At 65.7% G+C, this 16,447-nt stretch carries 15 protein-coding genes; 9 read left to right on the forward strand and 6 right to left on the reverse strand.

From position 1 onward, the window contains the following. Positions 1–81: 81 nt before the first annotated feature. The 6 genes from ACVILH_RS16720 to ACVILH_RS16745 all read left to right on the forward strand — a co-directional run bounded on the left by ACVILH_RS16720 (position 82) and on the right by ACVILH_RS16745 (position 7,214). On the forward strand, positions 82–348 hold the full coding sequence (locus ACVILH_RS16720) for a hypothetical protein (protein WP_456713861.1): 267 nt from the start codon (positions 82–84) through the stop codon (positions 346–348). A gap of 103 nt (positions 349–451) precedes the next feature. Next, positions 452–652, forward strand: coding sequence for a hypothetical protein (locus tag ACVILH_RS16725; RefSeq protein ID WP_456713862.1), 201 nt, complete (start codon positions 452–454; stop codon positions 650–652). Between the two features lie 102 nt (positions 653–754). After that, positions 755–4,180, forward strand: a complete 3,426-nt coding sequence (locus ACVILH_RS16730) for an acyl-[ACP]--phospholipid O-acyltransferase (RefSeq protein WP_456713863.1) — start codon at positions 755–757, stop codon at positions 4,178–4,180. Then, positions 4,180–4,917: an alpha/beta fold hydrolase gene (locus ACVILH_RS16735; RefSeq protein WP_456713864.1), complete on the forward strand. Its 738-nt coding sequence runs from the start codon at positions 4,180–4,182 to the stop codon at positions 4,915–4,917. Before ACVILH_RS16730 ends, ACVILH_RS16735 begins: the two co-directional genes overlap by 1 nt. A gap of 72 nt (positions 4,918–4,989) precedes the next feature. Continuing rightward, positions 4,990–5,769: an enoyl-CoA hydratase/isomerase family protein gene (locus ACVILH_RS16740; RefSeq protein WP_456713865.1), complete on the forward strand. Its 780-nt coding sequence runs from the start codon at positions 4,990–4,992 to the stop codon at positions 5,767–5,769. 575 nt (positions 5,770–6,344) lie between these two features. After that, on the forward strand, positions 6,345–7,214 hold the full coding sequence (locus ACVILH_RS16745) for a GNAT family N-acetyltransferase (RefSeq protein WP_456713866.1): 870 nt from the start codon (positions 6,345–6,347) through the stop codon (positions 7,212–7,214). Between the two features lies 1 nt (position 7,215). Here the strand turns inward: ACVILH_RS16745 and ACVILH_RS16750 are convergent, their stop codons facing one another. The 3 genes from ACVILH_RS16750 to ACVILH_RS16760 form a co-directional block, all read right to left on the reverse strand. Next, positions 7,216–7,578 carry a VOC family protein gene (locus tag ACVILH_RS16750; RefSeq protein ID WP_456713867.1) on the reverse strand — a complete coding sequence of 121 codons (363 nt, stop codon included), beginning with the start codon at positions 7,576–7,578 and terminating at the stop codon, positions 7,216–7,218. 89 nt (positions 7,579–7,667) lie between these two features. Continuing rightward, positions 7,668–8,672 (reverse strand): SDR family oxidoreductase, encoded by a 1,005-nt coding sequence (locus ACVILH_RS16755; protein ID WP_456713868.1) that lies wholly within the window; start codon positions 8,670–8,672, stop codon positions 7,668–7,670. An 86-nt stretch (positions 8,673–8,758) separates the two neighbouring features. Next, a complete protein-coding gene (locus tag ACVILH_RS16760) occupies positions 8,759–9,625 on the reverse strand; it encodes an MBL fold metallo-hydrolase (protein ID WP_456713869.1) in 867 nt (288 codons plus the stop codon). Between the two features lie 108 nt (positions 9,626–9,733). On the opposite strand from ACVILH_RS16760, the gene ACVILH_RS16765 reads away from it, so the two are divergent. Next, positions 9,734–10,024 (forward strand): type II toxin-antitoxin system RelE/ParE family toxin, encoded by a 291-nt coding sequence (locus ACVILH_RS16765; protein WP_456717004.1) that lies wholly within the window; start codon positions 9,734–9,736, stop codon positions 10,022–10,024. Further along, on the forward strand, positions 10,021–10,341 hold the full coding sequence (locus tag ACVILH_RS16770) for an addiction module antidote protein (protein ID WP_456713870.1): 321 nt from the start codon (positions 10,021–10,023) through the stop codon (positions 10,339–10,341). The genes ACVILH_RS16765 and ACVILH_RS16770 overlap by 4 nt, the downstream gene beginning before the upstream one ends. 21 nt (positions 10,342–10,362) lie before the next feature. Here ACVILH_RS16770 and ACVILH_RS16775 read toward each other — a convergent pair whose 3' ends face one another. From ACVILH_RS16775 to ACVILH_RS16785, 3 genes are all read right to left on the reverse strand, one after another. Continuing rightward, entirely contained in the window at positions 10,363–10,791 is a 429-nt protein-coding gene (locus tag ACVILH_RS16775; RefSeq protein WP_456713871.1) for a GlcG/HbpS family heme-binding protein, read from the reverse strand. A gap of 303 nt (positions 10,792–11,094) precedes the next feature. Further along, positions 11,095–14,049, reverse strand: a complete 2,955-nt coding sequence (locus tag ACVILH_RS16780; RefSeq protein WP_456713872.1) for an FAD-binding and (Fe-S)-binding domain-containing protein — start codon at positions 14,047–14,049, stop codon at positions 11,095–11,097. Positions 14,050–14,171: 122 nt separating this feature from the next. After that, positions 14,172–14,921 carry a GntR family transcriptional regulator gene (locus ACVILH_RS16785; protein WP_456713873.1) on the reverse strand — a complete coding sequence of 250 codons (750 nt, stop codon included), beginning with the start codon at positions 14,919–14,921 and terminating at the stop codon, positions 14,172–14,174. A gap of 127 nt (positions 14,922–15,048) precedes the next feature. Between ACVILH_RS16785 and ACVILH_RS16790 the strand changes: the two genes are divergently transcribed. Then, positions 15,049–16,254 (forward strand): pyridoxal-phosphate-dependent aminotransferase family protein, encoded by a 1,206-nt coding sequence (locus tag ACVILH_RS16790; RefSeq protein ID WP_456713874.1) that lies wholly within the window; start codon positions 15,049–15,051, stop codon positions 16,252–16,254. The last annotated feature ends 193 nt before the right edge of the window (positions 16,255–16,447 follow it).

Consider the following 16,447-nt stretch of genomic DNA (forward strand, 5'->3'; position numbering starts at 1 on the left):
CGGTCTGCAGAATTTTCTTGAGCGTCGCTCATTTCTCAGATAAGTATTTTGAGCATTGCTCAAAATACGAGGAGTCATCCCATGCAGGTTCTCAGCTCTCGAAGCCCGCAGCTTTTTTCCATCGACATTCAGCCTCTGCTGAACGGTTTGGCCCGGGCTGCGTCTCACCTTGTGGCGGACCGCGTGGAGCGCATCGCCAACGCTTGTGATGTGGCCGGTCTCCTGGCGTCGCGCCGAGCACGGCGGGGCGCTGGAGATCAGCTGTTTCGCGCCGCTGGCCGCGAAGGGCGCCGGAAGCGCCGCGGGGGCCTGTTCGGCTGTTTCCACTATCTGAGCGAGCTGAGCTGACCTCGGCTTAAATCCCTGCGCCTTGTGCAACGAAGCGGTCACCATGTGCTCACGTCCCATAGCTTCCGTGCAACTGCGCCCGGTCTGGATAAGCATTTTGCACATGACATTCGCGATAGCCTTCGTGCTGGTCGGCGGCGGCATCGTTGCGCTGCCGTTCGGCTCGCAACTGCGCGGTGGCTTCGCAGCAGGGCTCGTGGCGATGGTGTGGTCCTCCCTCACGCTCGCCGACACGATGTCGCTGCTGTCGCGAAGCCCGCTGCGGAGCAGCCGGTCACGGAAACAGGTCAGTCGCCGCGCATAAGAGAGATCCCGCGACCTCACGAGCTTCGATTTCAGCACCAAGCTTCAACACTCTTGCGATCCTTTGCGGCCAAGCCGCCGCGCTGCACACCAGGAAACGACCATGATCAAGCAGTTGATGTCGTCGCGCCGTTTCGCCCCGCTGTTCTGGGCGCAGTTCTCGTCGGCGTTGAACGACAACGTTCTAAAGAATGCGCTCGTCATCATGCTGCTCTATGGCGCGGTCGCCTCGCACGGCGACGCCTTGGTGACGGTGGCCGGCGCTGTCTTCATCTTTCCGTTCTTCATCCTCTCCGGGCTCGGGGGCGAGCTGGCCGACAGATACGTCAAGGGCGTCGTCGCCCGCCGGCTGAAGTTTGCCGAGATCTTCGCCGCCGGCTTCGCGGCGCTCGGCTTCTTCCTGCATTCGGTTCCGCTGCTGTTCGTTGCCCTTGGCATGTTCGGAATCATCGCCGCGCTGTTCGGCCCGGTGAAATACGCCATGCTGCCGGATCAACTCACGGTCGGCGAGCTCGCCACCGGCAATGCGCTGGTCGAAGGCGCGACGTTCATGGCGATCCTCATCGGCACGATCGCCGGCGGCCAACTGGTCTCCGGCTCCTCGCATATGGGCTGGGTCGCGCTCGCGGTGACCGGGCTTGCCGTGATCTCTTGGGCGTCCGCGTCGCGCATTCCGCATACCGCGCCGTCCGCTCCGGATCTGCGCATCACGGCCAATCCCTGGACCTCGACGTCGCATCTGTTGAAGTCGCTCTATGCCGCGCCGCGGCTGTGGGACGGCATGGTCATCGTGTCGTGGTTCTGGCTGGTCGGCGCCGTCGTGCTGTCGCTGCTGCCTGCGCTGGTCAAGGATGTCGTCGGCGGCACCGAAGGCGTCGTCACGCTGTGCCTTGCGATCTTCGCGGTCGGCATCGCCATCGGCTCGCTGTTCGCCGCCAGCCTCAGCCATGTCCGCCCGAATCTCGCTCTGGTGCCGCTCGGCGCCATCATCATGGGCGTGCTCGGTCTTGATCTGTCCTGGGCCATCGCGACCACGGACACCGCAAAGGGTCTCACCCCGCTCGGCTTCATCGGCTCCTGGGCAGGCGCCCGCATGCTGATCGATTTCGCGCTGTTCGCGTTCGGCGGCGGTCTGTTCGTGGTGCCGGCGTTTGCCGCCGTGCAGGCCTGGTCGGAGTCCAATGAGCGCGCCCGCGTCATCGCCGCCGGCAACGTGCTGCAAGCGGCCTTCATGGTGGTCGGCTCCCTCGGCGTGGCTCTTCTTCAGGCCGCAGGTGTCTCGATCGCCTGGATCTTCTTCGGCCTCGCGCTGGCGAGCTTCGGCGCCGTCTGGTTCGTCCTGAACAAATGGGGCCGCGAAGGCGTGCGCGACTTCGGCGCGATGCTGTTCCGCGCGCTGTTCCGCACCGAGGTGCGCGGGCTGGAAAACCTTCCGCCGGTGGGCACCCGGATGCTGATCGCGCCGAACCATGTCAGCCTGATCGACGGTCCGCTGCTGCATGCGGTGTTGCCGATCGATGCGACCTTCGCTGTCGATACCGGCATCTCCAAAGCCTGGTGGGCGAAGGTCTTCCTGAAGCTGGTGAGCCACATCACGATCGATCCGACAAAGCCGCTCGGCGCGCGCGACCTCATCAAGCTGGTGGCGAGCCAAGAGCCCGTGGTGATCTTCCCGGAGGGCCGCATCACGGTGTCGGGCTCGCTGATGAAGGTCTATGACGGCACGGCGATGATCGCCGACAAGGCCGATGCCGTCGTCGTGCCCGTGCGCATCGAGGGCGCCCAGCGCTCGCATCTCAGCTATCTCAAGGACGGCCAGATCAAGCGCTCGTGGTTTCCCAAGGTCACGGTGACGATCCTGCCACCGGTCAAGCTCACGATCGACGCAGCCCTCAAAGGCAAGACCCGTCGTAACGCCGCCGGTGCGGCGCTGCAGGACGTCATGATCGACGCGATGGTCAAGAACGCGATGCTCGACCGCACCTTGTTCGAGGCGCTGGCGCATGCCCATCGCGACCATGACACCGGCAAGGTCATGATCGAGGATCCGCTCGGCACCAAGCTGACCTATCGCAAGCTGCTGCTTGGATCCCAGGTGCTTAGCCGCAAGCTCGAGCAGGGCACCATGGTCGGCGAGAACATCGGCGTGCTGCTGCCGAACTCCGCCGGCGTCGCTGTCGTGTTCATGGCGCTGCAGTCGATCGGTCGCGTTCCGGCGATGCTCAACTTCTCCGCCGGCCCGGTGAACGTGCTGGCGGCGATGAAGGCTGCGCAGGTCACGACGGTGCTGACATCGCGGGCCTTCATCGAAAAGGGCAAGCTCGACAAGCTGATCGCCGCGATCGAGGGCCAGGCCCGTCTGGTCTATCTGGAGGACGTCAAGGCCTCCGTCAGTGCGGTCGACAAGATCAAGGGCATTCTCGACGGCAGCAAGCCGCGCGTCCCGCGTAACGCCGATCACCCCGCGGTGATTCTGTTCACCTCGGGCTCGGAGGGGACGCCGAAGGGCGTCGTGCTGTCCCACCGCAACATCCTGGCCAATGCCGCACAGGCGCTGGCGCGGGTCGATGCCAATGCTAACGATCTTGTGTTCAACGTTTTGCCGGTGTTCCACTCGTTCGGCCTCACCGGCGGCATGATGATGCCCATGTTGGCGGGCATCCCGATCTACATGTATCCGTCGCCGTTGCATTACCGGATCGTGCCGGAATTGATCTACCAGACCGGCGCCACCATTCTGTTCGGCACCGACACCTTCCTGACCGGCTATGCCCGTTCCGCCCATGCCTATGATTTCCGCACCCTGCGGCTGGTCATTGCGGGCGCCGAGCCGGTCAAGGATCGTACGCGGCAGGTCTACATGGAGCGTTATGGCATCCGCGTTCTGGAAGGCTATGGTGTCACGGAGACTGCGCCGGTGCTGGCGATGAATACGCCGATGGCCAACCGCGTCGGCACCGTCGGCCGCCTGTCGCCGCTCATGGAGTACCGGTTGGATAAGGTGCCGGGCATCGAGGAGGGCGGCCGTCTCTCGGTCCGCGGTCCCAACGTCATGCTCGGCTATGTCAGGGCGGAAAACCCCGGCGTGCTCGAAGCCCTTCCGGAGGGCTGGCACGACACCGGCGACATCGTCACCATCGACGAACGTGGCTTCATCACGATCAAGGGACGCGCCAAGCGCTTCGCCAAGATCGCCGGCGAGATGGTCTCGCTCACAATGGTCGAGCAGATCGCCGCAACCTTGTGGCCGCAGGCCGCCTCTGTCGCGGTGTCGATCCCCGACCAGCGCAAAGGCGAGCGCATCGTTCTGATCACCACGCAGAAGGATGCCGAGCGCGCCGCCATGCAGCGCCAGGCCAAGGCGCAAGGCGCGCCGGAGCTTGCGGTGCCGGCTGTCGTGATGGTCGTGGACAAGATCCCGCTGCTCGGCTCCGGCAAGACCGACTATGTCGGTGCGAAGACGCTGGCCGAGGAAGCTGCCAAGGGGGCTGCTCCGGAGCGCGATGCAGAGGAGAAAGAAGTCGCGTGATGGCATCGCTCCGCCGACGTCGCCACCAGCATGGCCCCCGCGACGCGGGGGTCGTGCTGCTGCATGGTATCGCCGGCCGCTCATTGATGTTGCGCCCGCTGGAAAAGCGATTGCAACGCGCGGGCTTTGCCACGCTGAACCTCGACTATGAGAGTCGCAAGAAGCCGCTCGAGCATCTGGCAGAGGACATCCATCCGGTCATCGCGGATTTTGCCGCTGCGATCGACGGCCCGATCCATTTCGTAACCCATTCGATGGGCGGTTTGCTGGCGCGGGTCACCATCGCCCGTCACCGTCCCCCGCGGCTCGGCCGCGTCGTCATGCTGGGCACGCCCAATGGCGGCAGCGAAGTTGCCGATCGGCTGCAGAACGTCGCGCTCTACCGCGCCTATTTCGGGCCGGCCGGCCTGCAACTGGTGACGAAGAACAATGTCGCGCTCGCCTCGCTTCCGCCGGCCGATTACGAGATCGGAGTGATCGCCGGAAACCGCTTTCTCGACCCGATTGCAGGGCTGTTCCTGTTGCCTTGGCCCAATGACGGCCGCGTCTCGGTCGAGAGCTGCAAGCTCGCCCAGATGACCGACTACACCGTGATCAAGGCCTCGCATATGGGCCTCTTGGTGCATCCGACGTCGTTCCGGCAGACCGTCGCGTTCCTGCGCGACGGCCAGTTCGAGCCGGCGCGTCCGCTGCTGCGCGGCGTCATCGCCGAGATCGGCCGCCGCGCGGCCTCCTGACGCAAGTTTTCCTTGCTCCGCGCGGCTATCCCGCGACAATCCGGCATTCGACAGCAAGCGACAGGCAAGGCAATGACCAACGACAGCGTGATTCTCGACAAGCGCGGGCAGGCCCTCTGGATCACGATCAACCGACCGGAGAAGCGCAATGCGCTCAACGGCGACGTCATTGCTGGGATCACGCGCGGTTATCGCCAGGCGCATGAAGATCCAGACGTGCGCGTCATCGTGCTGACGGGAGCGGGGGACAAGGCGTTCTGCGCGGGCGCGGATTTGCAGAACTCGGGCGCTGCCTTCGCGATGGATTTCTCGCGGCCCAATGTCGACTACGCCGATCTGCTGAGACTCTCGCAGAACGCCACCAAGCCGGCGATCGCGCGCGTCGGCGGCGTCTGCATGGCCGGCGGCATGGGCCTGTTGTGCATGACCGACATGGCGGTCGCGGCCGACCACGTCGTGTTCGGCCTGCCGGAGGTGAAGGTCGGCGTGTTCCCGATGCAGGTGCTGAGCCTGCTGCAGACCATCGCGCCGCCCAGGCTCGTCAACGAATGGGCGCTGACGGGCGAGCCGTTCGATGCCAAGGCCGCGCAGGCCGCCGGTCTGCTCAATCACGTCGTTCCCGCCGCCGAGCTCGATGCCAAGATCGACTGGCTGATCGGCCGCATCGTCGACAAGTCCCCGACCGCGATCCGCCGTGGCAAATACGCGATGCGCGCGATCGCCTCGATGTCGTTCGACGAGTCCATCGCCTATCTCGAGAGCCAGATCGCGCTGCTGGCGATGACCGAGGACGCCAAGGAAGGGCTGAAGGCATTTGCGGAGAAGCGTAAGCCGGTGTGGCCGGGGAAGTAGCTCACTCGCTGCAATGAGTTTCAAGACGTGCATCCGCGATCTCGCGGCGCCTTGCGCCCGAGTTGTTGTTCCGACATCAGCCCTCGAAAGAAGAGGGCGCAGGGAAGGCCGGGAGCTCGCCGCCCCCATGGCCCGCCTGCAGGAAGAATAGCAGGCGGCAGTCACCACAGGTTTGGCCGCAACTTCCGGCCTTCCCTGCGCGACGGGCTTACGGCTTATACGTGATCTCCCTGGTGCGCCGGGCTTTCTGGCCACCATCCCCACGCGAAGCAAAGCTTCGCCGTGAGTTGACATCAGCGTCGGGATGTCAGGACCACACGATTTCGCCGTCCGCCGCGTCACCAGTCGTCTTGCGCAAACGCGCCTGATGCCGCGACGGCCATCGCATCAACGGCCCAACGCTCGTGACGATCGCGAGGCGCCCCTCTCGTGGGCCGTGACGCCGGGAAATGTGCAGCTGATTTGCCCGACGACGCAACAGGCATGAGGGTGCGACATAGTAACCCGACGGGCAAAGTCTCAAAGCTTAAGGATTTCCTGCTGCAGATTGCGCGGGGCGGGACTACGATGACGTCATGACCTCACATCCTGCGTCTGACAGCGATGGCTTTGCCATTCGCCCCATGCGCACCGACGAGATCGCTCTTGCGATCGATTGGGCCGCGGCTGAAGGCTGGAATCCGGGTCTGTCCGACGCGGCCTGCTTTGCGCTGGTCGATCCGCAGGGCTTCCTCGTCGCCGAGCTCAAGGGCGAGCCGGTGGCGACCGTGTCCTGCGTGAACTATGACGACCGCTTTGCCTTTCTCGGCTTCTACATCGTGCGTCCTGACCTGCGTGGACGCGGCTACGGTCTGCGGCTGTGGCGGGCTGCGATGGCGCATGCGGGATCGCGGGTGGTCGAGCTCGATGGCGTGGTCGCTCAGCATGACAATTATCGAAAGTCGGGGTTCAGCTACGCCTACGCAAACATTCGCTTTGGCGGCTGGCCTGCGATGCTGCCGCGTGCGGTCGGAGTCGGTCTCGTCGCGCTTGCGGATGTGCCGATCTCCCAAATCGAAGCATCGGACGCGACCGTATTCCCGGCGTCGCGACGCGCATTCCTGCAGGCCTGGATCAGTACGCCTGGCCATGTCGGCCGGGCGTTGGTCAGGGGCGGTGAGCTGGTGGCGTGGGGTGTGGTCCGTCCGTGTCGCATCGGCTACAAGATCGGCCCGCTGGTGGCGGATCGCCGCGCCGATGCCGAGGCCGTTGTCGCCGCGCTATGCGCTGTGATCGGCAATCGCGAGGTGTTCCTCGACGTGCCTGCGATCAATCCGGAAGCCGTGGCGCTCGCTGAAAGCCTCGGGCTCAGGCCGGTGTTCGAGACGGCGCGCATGTACACCGGGCCGATCCCGCCGCTGCGGATGGAGCGGGTGTTCGGTGTGACGAGCTTCGAGCTCGGCTAGCTCAGCGCCGAAGCGGCCGCGCGAAGCTCAGCTCGTGACCATCGGGATCGGTGAGGTGGAAATAGCGCTCGCCCCATTCGGCATCGCGCGGTGTAGTCGAAGGCGAGAAGCCGGCCGCCAGGGCCTTCGCATAGACCGCGTCGACATCCGAAACATGGAAAATGATGCGGCCCCACCAGCTCCACTGCTTGTCCTCTGGCATGGCGATCAGGTTGAGATAACCCGCACCGACGCGGAAGGTCGTGAACGGCGACTCCGCGCCGCCATAGGGAATATCGTCGAAGCCGAGCGCGCGATAGAACGCGACCGCGCGGGCCATGTCGTGGGTGGCGATGGTGATCGCGCTGATGCTCTCGATGGTCATGGAGGCGCTCCGGACCGGGATGCAAGTCGCTGGAACAAAGAAGCGCATCTGACCATGGCGGCGCAAGGGCGGCATGGCGGCGCACGGGTCTAACGCCACCTCCGCCGGCTCATCGTCGCTCCCAGTGCAAAGAAGATGGCCGCGCCGATCGCAACCGTCGCAGCGCGCGCGACGTCTCCGGGCAACAGTACGGCCTGCTGTGAAGCCTCCTGGCTGAACGAGCCGCGGGTGCGGTGCAGGCGCGTGACCGGATGGTCGAGATTGTCGGTGCGGTCGGGCACCAGCGGCACGTCGGTCTGCTGTCCCGCGATCGCCTTGGCGGCGAGGTAGTGGTCGAGCAGAGCAGGCGCGACGGCATTGCCGAGGATGGTGAGCAGCGTCGGCCAACCGATCCAATATTCGCGGAAGCCGCCGGCGGCGACGCGATACACGGCGTCCGCGATCACCTCCGGCTCGACCGGACGCCCCATCGGGCGTGGCGTATGCGCGAGATGCGCCCGCGCCCAATCGAATTGCGGTGTGTTCACCGCCGGCAGATCGACCATGCATAGCGTGATGCGCGAGCGCTCGTGCATCAGCTCCGCGCGCAGCGAGTCGGTGAAGCCGTGGATTGCGTGCTTGGCGCCGCAATAGGCGGCCTGAAGCGGAATGCCGCGATAGGCGAGCGCCGAGCCGATCTGGATGATGCGGCCCTCGCCGCGCCGGCGCATCGAGCGCAGCGCCGCCATCGTGCCGTGAACGAAACCCAGATACGTCACCTCGGTGACGCGGCGGAATTCCTCGGGCGTGATGTCGGCCACGGTCGAGAACACCGTCTCCATCGCGTCGTTGATCCAGATGTCGACTGGCCCCAGCCGCTGCTCCAGCCGCTCGGCTGCATCGAACAGGGCTTGCGCATCGGCGACATCGACGGCCTCGTATTCGGCATGAACGAAGCGCGCCTGTAGCTCGCGCTGGACGTCGCGCAACGCGTCCTCGTCGCGCGCGATCAGTCCGACGCGATCGCCGGCTTCGCCGAAGCGCTTGGCAATGGCGCGGCCGACGCCGGCGGACGCGCCGGTAATGATGACGGTACGGGATCTCATCCGAGGCATGTCCGGTTCTCCGTGCGCCCCGTGGTACAAACGTGCAGCGGCCGGCAATGTTTCGGCCGCGAAGATCCGCTGCCAATGAAGTCTTGTTAAGCTCCCGAAGCGTCGCCGCCGCGCTTGTCCTCGGGAACCGCGACGACGTCAAAGTCTCGCGCCAGGGCCGCGAGCGCCAGCTTCATGTCCTGGCCCTGCATGGCCGCGCCGTGGCCGGTGATCACTGTCTCCGGCGACAGCGCGTCGATGGCGCGAACGGACTCGCGCGCCGCTGTCCAGTCCGGCGTGAAGTACATCGGCGGCCCGTGCATTTCCGGCGCCTGCGTCACCGACGCATAGACGGATTCCTGGGCGGTGGTGACGATGGCATCGCCTGCGATCAGCAGGCGATCGCGTTCGCGCCACAGCGAGACATGGCCCGGCGCGTGCCCGGGCGTATGGATCCAGCGAAACTCCGGCATGAAGGGCACCGAGTGGTCGGGCGGCAGATCGCGCAAATGCGCGCCGACATCGACCGGGCTGGTCGGGAACAGCGGCGACAGTCGCGCCAGCATGCCGCCGCCGACATGGGGATCAGGCGGCGGATAGGAGCGGGTGCCGTTGAGATAAGGGTGCTCGAGCGGATGGGCGTAGACCGGAACGTTCCATTCGCGGCTCAAGGTCTCGAGCACGCCGACATGGTCGAAATGGCCGTGAGTGAGCACGATGCAGGCGGGCCGGCCGCTGCCGCCGAAGCGGGCCTGTGCGGCGTGACGGATCGCGGGCCCTGAGCCGAACACGCCGGCATCGATCAGCACCCACCCGCCATCGCCTGCGCCGGCTCGGCCGTAGAACACGACATTGACGATGGCGAGCTGTCGATAGGCGACATCAGGCGCGATCTCGCGCACGCCATCATCGCGCGCGGCGTCCGCGTCATGGTTCTCGGCCAGCGCCGATGCGGGCAGCGGAATCTGGGTCATGCGGCCTCCGTGGTGAGATCACCAGGGAAGCCGCGGAGGGACGAAAGGTTGCTAAAGCAGCAATCGGAAGGATTGACCAAGTTGTAGCCTATGGGCTACAACTTGGTTATGGTCGAGGTGCGTCGGACGGATGAATTTTCGGACTGGCTGCGCCGTCTCAGGGATGCAGATGCGGCGGCGCGCATCATTGGCCGGATCCGCCGCATGGAGTTGGGCAACCCTGGAGATGCAAAAAGTGTCGGGGGTGGCGTTTTCGAGATGCGCATCGATCACGGGCCAGGGTACCGCGTCTACTATGTGCATCGGGGAGCCGAGATCGTGATCCTGCTCTGCGGCGGCGACAAGCGCCGGCAGCAGCAGGATATCAAGCGCGCACACGCATTGGCGGAGACTGTATGATGACCAAGACGGCGCCGTTCGATGCTGCCGACTACCTGGATACGCCGGAACGCCAAGCGGCCTACATTGCTGCGGCGCTCGAATCCGGGGATGCTGATTTCGTTCGGGACGCTCTCGGGCTGGTGGCGCGGGCCCGGGGAATGGCCGAGATCGCCAAGAAAGCCGGTCTCAACCGCGAGAGCCTCTACAAGGCGTTGGGCGAAACCGGCAATCCTGAATTCGGCACAGTCATGCGCATCGTCAACGCGCTAGGCCTGACGTTGTCTGCCCGTCAGGCCACGAGCGGCCCCGTCTCGAAGCGGCGCCGCTCGGCCTAGTATGAGCCGGGCGAGCCGAGCTCAGCCCGCATTCGCCTTGAGGCCGGCGGCTTCGATGCCGGCGATGGCGCAGATCTCGTCATTGTCGGAGGTGTCGCCGGACACGCCGACGGCGCCGAGCAAAGTGGTGCCGTCCGTGATCAGCACGCCGCCGGGCACCGGCACCATGCGGCCCTGAGCCAGCGTGTTCACGGCATCGATGAAATAGGCCTGCTCCTGGGCGCGCTGGAACAGGGCGCGGGAGCCGAGGCCGAGCGCGAGCGCGCCATAGGCCTTGCCATGGGCGACCTCGGCCCGCATCAGGCTGGTGCCGTCCTGCGCGGCAGCGGCCTTCAGGCAGCCGCGGGCGTCCAGCACCATCACGGCGAGCGGCTTCAGTTTTTTCTCGATGCCCTTGGCGAGCGTGGCGTCGAGGATCTTGCGGGCGGTGTCGAGCGTGAGGTCGGCCATGTCGGTGTCCTTTGTGTTGGTGAGACTGCGTCGGGTGGGCAAAGTCTAAGCGTGCTGTCAGATGCAGCGCCCTCTCCCCTTGCGGGAGAGGGCATCGCCGGCCCATCCACGCACGCGATCGGGTGAGGGGTATCTCTCGGCAAGTTGCGCTCGTGGAGACATACCCCTCACCCGACCGAGCTTGTTGCTCTTTCGTACATGCCCTCTCCCGCAAGGGGAGAGGGCGCATTCATTGGCACCGCACGCGTCTTCTCGCGTTCAAGTACAGCGGTGTGGGGTTCATGCTTCCTCATCATTTTCGAACTACATAGCGGCGCGCCCTCGCTCCAAACTCATCGCCAGGAGTTGCGCGGCGTGGATGGCGGCGCGGGTGGTGCCGTCCTGGATCTGGTGGCGGCAGGAGGTGCCGTCGGCGACGATGAAGGTCGTGCTGTCGGCCTTGCGGACGGCAGGCAACAGTGATGCCTCCGCCATCTGCAGCGAGACGTCGTAGGTCTCGGCGCCATAGCCGAACGCGCCCGCCATGCCGCAGCACGAGGACTCGATCGTCTCGACCGCGAGCTCGGGGATGAGCCGCAGCACCTGCTCGACCGGCTTGAACGCGGCGAAGGACTTTTGGTGGCAATGGCCGTGCAACAGCGCCTTGCCGGGCAGGGGCCCGAGCGGCAGCGCGAGCCGGCCGCTCTCGGCCTCGCGCGCCAGGAACTCCTCCAGCAGCAGCGCATGGGCGCTGATCGTCTTGGCTGTGGTGTCGTTGCGCAGCGACAGCAGCTCGTCGCGCAAGGTCAGGAGGCAGCTCGGCTCCAGCCCGATGATCGGCACGCCGCGCGAGGCGAATGGCGCGTACGTATCGACCAGGCGCTGCAGCTCGGACTTGGCCTCGTCGACAAGGCCGGCGGAGAGGAACGTGCGGCCACAGCACAGCGCGCGGCCGCCATCGGCCGGCTTGGGCACATAGACGCGATAGCCGCCAGCGATGAGTACGCGCAGCGCAGCGTCGAGATTCTCGTGCTCATAGATGCGGTTGAAGGTGTCGCCGAACAGCACGACCTCGCGGCCGCGCTCTGGGCCGAACGCCTCGGCATCGACGCGGAAGGTATCGGTGCGGAATGCCGGCAGCTTTCGCTTGGCGCTGATGCCGGCGATGCGCTCCATCAGCGTGCGCAACGGCGCGACATGGTTGCGTAGGTTCACCAGCGGCGCGAAGCGGGCGGCGAGATCAGCGTAGCGCGGCAGGTAGGCGACCAGGCGATCGCGCAAGGTGAGGCCATGCGTGGTGGCTCGCGCCGCCAGTACCTCGATCTTCATTTTGGCCATGTCGACGCCAGTCGGGCACTCGCGGCGGCAGGCCTTGCAGGAGACGCAGAGCTTCAGCGTCTCCATCATCTCGTCCGAGGACAATGCGCCGGGGCCGAGCTGGCCTGAGATCGCGAGTCGCAAGGTGTTGGCGCGGCCGCGGGTGACATCCTTTTCGTCGCGGGTGGCGCGGTAGGACGGGCACATCACGCCGCCGTCGAGCTTGCGGCAGGCGCCGTTGTTGTTGCACATCTCGACCGCGCCCTGGAAACCGCCCGCGGCGCCGGGATAGGCCGACCAGTCGAGCACGGGCTTGATGTCGTCGACGCGATAGTCCGGCGGATAGCGAAACAGCGAGCGGTCGTCCATCTTGGGAGGATCGACGATGCGGCCGGGATTGAGGACGTTGCCGGGATCGAAGCGCTGCTTCACCTCCTTGAAGTCGGCGACGATGCGAGGGCCGAACATCTGCTCGTGAAATTCCGAGCGCACGATGCCGTCGCCATGCTCGCCGGAATGCGAGCCCTTGTACTCGCGCACCATGGCGAACGCTTCCTCGGCGATGGCGCGCATCGCCTTGACGTCCTTCTCCAGCTTCAAGTTCAGCACGGGACGCACATGCAGGCAACCTTCGGAGGCGTGCGCATACATCGTGCCGCGGGTGCCGTGCTTGGCAAAGACGTCGTTGAGCCGTGCGGTGTAGTCGGCGAGATGCGGCAGCGGGACGGCGCAGTCCTCGACGAACGACACCGGCTTGCCGGCCTCCTTCATCGACATCATCACGTTGAGGCCGGCCGCGCGGAAGTCGGCCACAGCGGTCTGCAGCGCGGGCTCGGTGATCTCGACGACACCGCCCCATTTGATGACGTCATTGCTCCAGGAGAAGCCGAGATCGCCCATCAGCTCACCGAGCCGCTTCAGCTTGGCGAGGTTCTCATCCTTCGTCTCCTCGGCGAACTCCACCACCAGGATCGCGTCGGGATCGCCGCGCACGGCGGCCGCAATCACCGGCTGGAACATCGCGATGTCCCGGCCGAGGCCGATCATGGTGCGGTCGACCAACTCGACGGCGATCGGCTTCAGCTTGACCAGGTGCTGGGCTGCGTCCATTGCCTGGTAGAAGCTGCCGAAATGGCAGACGCCGAGCACCTTGGTGCGGATCAGCGGCCACAGCTTCAGCTCGATGCGGGTGGAGAAGGCGAGGGTGCCCTCCGAGCCGACCAGCAGGTGGGCGAGGTTGTTGGCCGCGTTGCGCGGCGTCAGCGCGTCGAGATTGTAGCCGCCGACCCGGCGCTGCACTTGTGGGAATTTGTCGGCGATCTCCGCGGCCTCGCGCTCGCCAAGCGCGAGCATGTCGCGGAACAGCGCGCGGGCGCTCTCCGGTGCGCTGATGTCAGCAAGATCACGCGGCACCTCACCGAAACGCGCCAGCGTGCCGTCGGCGAGCGCGGCATCGATCGCGATGGTGTTGTCGCGCATCGTGCCATAGCGCAGCGAGCGGCCGCCGCAGGAATTGTTGCCGGCCATGCCGCCGATCGTGGCGCGCGAGGCGGTGGAGACGTCGACCGGAAACCACAGCCCGTGTTTCTTGAGCTGGCGGTTGAGGTCATCCAGCACGATGCCCGGCTCGACCACGCAGGTGCGGCCCTCGACGTCAAGTGAGACGATCCGGTTCAGGTGCTTGGAGACGTCGACGACGATGCCTTCGTTGACCGTCTGCCCGCATTGCGAGGTGCCGCCGCCGCGCGGGGTGACGATGCGGCCGTCGTCACGGGCGATCGCCAGCGCCCGCAGCGCCTCGTCCATGGTGCGTGGCACGACCACGCCCGCCGGGATCACCTGGTAGAACGAGGCGTCGGTGGCGTAGCGGCCGCGGTTGAAGCGATCGAAGAAGACGTCGCCCGTGATCTCGGCACGGAGCTTCTGTTCGAGCCTGGACGGACCGGCTTTGGCGTTCGGCATGAGGATCCCTGATCAGCCCTGGTCGCGTCGCAGTTCGCCGGGCCTTGGCCCGGTGTCAATCATTTCCGGAACAGCGTCAACCGGATTGCATGCAATTTTGTCGGGCTGATCTCGACTTTAGTCTAGCCTGCCGATGAATTGCCCGCCGTGGCCTGGTCCTCGGCGAAATAGGCGATCGCCGCCGAGCCCTTGTTGCGCAGGTGCTGGAACAGGATGTCCGACAGCTCGCTGCCGGCCCGCCGGCGCAGCGCGTCGAGGATCTGCTCGTGCTCGCGCATGGCCTCGCTCCAGCGCTCGCGCTTGCGGGCGAAGTTGGCAGAGAAGCGCACCCGCCGGATCCGTCCTGCGAGGCTCTCATAGCTCGCGTGAAGGGTGGCGTTGGCGGCGGCATCGACGATCGCGCGGTGGATGAGCTGGTTCATGCGGAAATAGCCCTGCATGTCCTGTCGCATGTAAAAGCCGTACATATCGTGATGATATTGCTCGATCTTCGCGATCTCTTCATCCGAGATCTTCTCGCAGGCGAGGCGGCCGGCGAGGCCCTCCAGGCCGCCCATTAGGTCGAACAATTCCTGGATGTCGGCTGCGCTCAGCGGGCGCACCCGGGCACCGCGATTGGGCAGCAGCTCCACCAATCCTTCCGCGGCCAGGACCTTGAGAGCTTCGCGCAAGGGGGTGCGGGAGACCCCTAGCATTTCGCAGAGCTGTCGCTCCGACAGCCGGCCGCCATCGGCGACGTGACCCTCGACAATATAGTCGCGGAGCCGCGCCAGGATCTCCTCATGCAGCGAGGTCTCGTCGCGCGCGGAAGGGACGCGGCCGCTCGGCTCGCCCAAAACGGCAGTTTCAATATCTGGAATCGTGGAACTCATGCTCGCCCATTGTAGCGGTAGTTACAGATGGGGTCGATTGCAGAAATGCATTCGCAGGTCTCTTGTTATCCTACAGATTGCATGCAATCATGGGTGTCAGAATGCCGCTGTTCCCTGGAGCTCTGCCGTGACCCGTCACCAAGGCCGTCATTTCCTGCATATTCCGGGCCCGAGCCCCGTGCCCGAGCGTGTGCTGCGGGCGATGGACATGCCGGTGATCGATCACCGCAGCGCCGAGTTCGCCGAGCTCGGCAAGGCCGTGCTCAGCGGCTCGCAGAAGATCTTCAAGACCACGAGCCCGGTCATCATCTATCCGTCCTCCGGCACGGGCGCCTGGGAGGCTGCGATCGTCAACACGCTGTCGCCCGGCGACAAGGTGCTGATGGTCGAGACCGGCCACTTCGCCACGCTGTGGCGGCAGATGGCGGCCCGCTGGGGCATCGAGGTCGATTTCATCCCCGGCGACTGGCGGCGTGGCGTCGATGCCGCGGTCATCGAAGAGAAGCTCGCGGCCGATACCGCGCATCAGCTCAAGGCCGTCATGGTCGTGCACAACGAGACCTCGACCGGGGCGACCAGCCGCATCGGCGAGGTGCGTGCCGCGATCGATCGCGCCAAGCATCCGGCGCTGCTGATGGTCGACACCATCTCCGGTCTTGCCTCGGCCGACTTCCGCTTCGACGAGTGGAAGGTCGACGTCGCCGTGTCGTGCTCGCAGAAGGGCTTCATGCTGCCGCCGGGGCTCGGCTTCAACGCCGTCTCGGACAAGGCGCGGGCGGTCGCGAAGACCAACAAGATGCCGCGCTCGTTCTGGGACTGGGAGGACATGCTGAAGCTAAACGCGAATGGCTTCTTCCCCTACACGCCGGCGACGAACCTGCTTTATGGCCTGCGCGAGGCTATCGCGATGCTGCTCGAGGAGGGGCTCGATCAGGTGTTCGCGCGCCACCTCAAGCTCGCGGCGGCGACGCGCGCGGCGGTGGAGCATTGGGGCCTGGAGGTGCTGTGCCAGGAGCCGAGGGATTACTCGCCGGTGCTGACGGCCGTGCTGATGCCGCCCGGCCACGATGCCGATGCGTTCCGCCAGGTCGTGCTGGACAATTTCAACATGTCGCTCGGATCGGGGCTGTCGAAGGTCGCCGGCAAGGTGTTCCGCATCGGCCATCTCGGCGAGTGCAACGAGCTGACCCTGATGGCGGCGCTGAGCGGTGTCGAGATGGGGCTTCGAGTCGCCGGCGTGCCGCACCGTAGTGGTGGCGTCGATGCCGCGATGGCGCTGCTGGAGCAGCCGCTGCCCGGCAATGCGCCGCGGCATCTCGCAGTTGTGAAATGAGGCGAAATCGCGTGCGGCCGGCCGCCGGATCGGCTGGTGCCGCACTGCACAGAAGAGAGGATCACGTGTGCATCTGAGGGATGTCAGCCCGAATCGATCGGTGCTTGCGTCTTCTGTGTTGACGCCAGCGGTCTGGCGGGAGAAAAGCGCGACGAGCGCGTGGCATGCCACGTCCGCGCACCAACCAAATGAC

This window comes from Bradyrhizobium sp. USDA 4353 (genome assembly GCF_054063215.1).

Bases quoted from the DNA above. Each gene is read 5' to 3' on its own strand.
- ACVILH_RS16720 (WP_456713861.1), top strand. From the start codon at position 82: ATGCAGGTTCTCAGCTCTCGAAGCCCGCAGCTTTTTTCCATCGACATT.
- ACVILH_RS16725 (WP_456713862.1), top strand. From the start codon at position 452: ATGACATTCGCGATAGCCTTCGTGCTGGTCGGCGGCGGCATCGTTGCG.
- ACVILH_RS16730 (WP_456713863.1), top strand. From the start codon at position 755: ATGATCAAGCAGTTGATGTCGTCGCGCCGTTTCGCCCCGCTGTTCTGG.
- ACVILH_RS16735 (WP_456713864.1), top strand. From the start codon at position 4,180: ATGGCATCGCTCCGCCGACGTCGCCACCAGCATGGCCCCCGCGACGCG.
- ACVILH_RS16740 (WP_456713865.1), top strand. From the start codon at position 4,990: ATGACCAACGACAGCGTGATTCTCGACAAGCGCGGGCAGGCCCTCTGG.
- ACVILH_RS16745 (WP_456713866.1), top strand. From the start codon at position 6,345: ATGACCTCACATCCTGCGTCTGACAGCGATGGCTTTGCCATTCGCCCC.
- ACVILH_RS16750 (WP_456713867.1), bottom strand. From the start codon at position 7,578: ATGACCATCGAGAGCATCAGCGCGATCACCATCGCCACCCACGACATG.
- ACVILH_RS16755 (WP_456713868.1), bottom strand. From the start codon at position 8,672: ATGCCTCGGATGAGATCCCGTACCGTCATCATTACCGGCGCGTCCGCC.
- ACVILH_RS16760 (WP_456713869.1), bottom strand. From the start codon at position 9,625: ATGACCCAGATTCCGCTGCCCGCATCGGCGCTGGCCGAGAACCATGAC.
- ACVILH_RS16765 (WP_456717004.1), top strand. From the start codon at position 9,734: ATGGTCGAGGTGCGTCGGACGGATGAATTTTCGGACTGGCTGCGCCGT.
- ACVILH_RS16770 (WP_456713870.1), top strand. From the start codon at position 10,021: ATGATGACCAAGACGGCGCCGTTCGATGCTGCCGACTACCTGGATACG.
- ACVILH_RS16775 (WP_456713871.1), bottom strand. From the start codon at position 10,791: ATGGCCGACCTCACGCTCGACACCGCCCGCAAGATCCTCGACGCCACG.
- ACVILH_RS16780 (WP_456713872.1), bottom strand. From the start codon at position 14,049: ATGCCGAACGCCAAAGCCGGTCCGTCCAGGCTCGAACAGAAGCTCCGT.
- ACVILH_RS16785 (WP_456713873.1), bottom strand. From the start codon at position 14,921: ATGAGTTCCACGATTCCAGATATTGAAACTGCCGTTTTGGGCGAGCCG.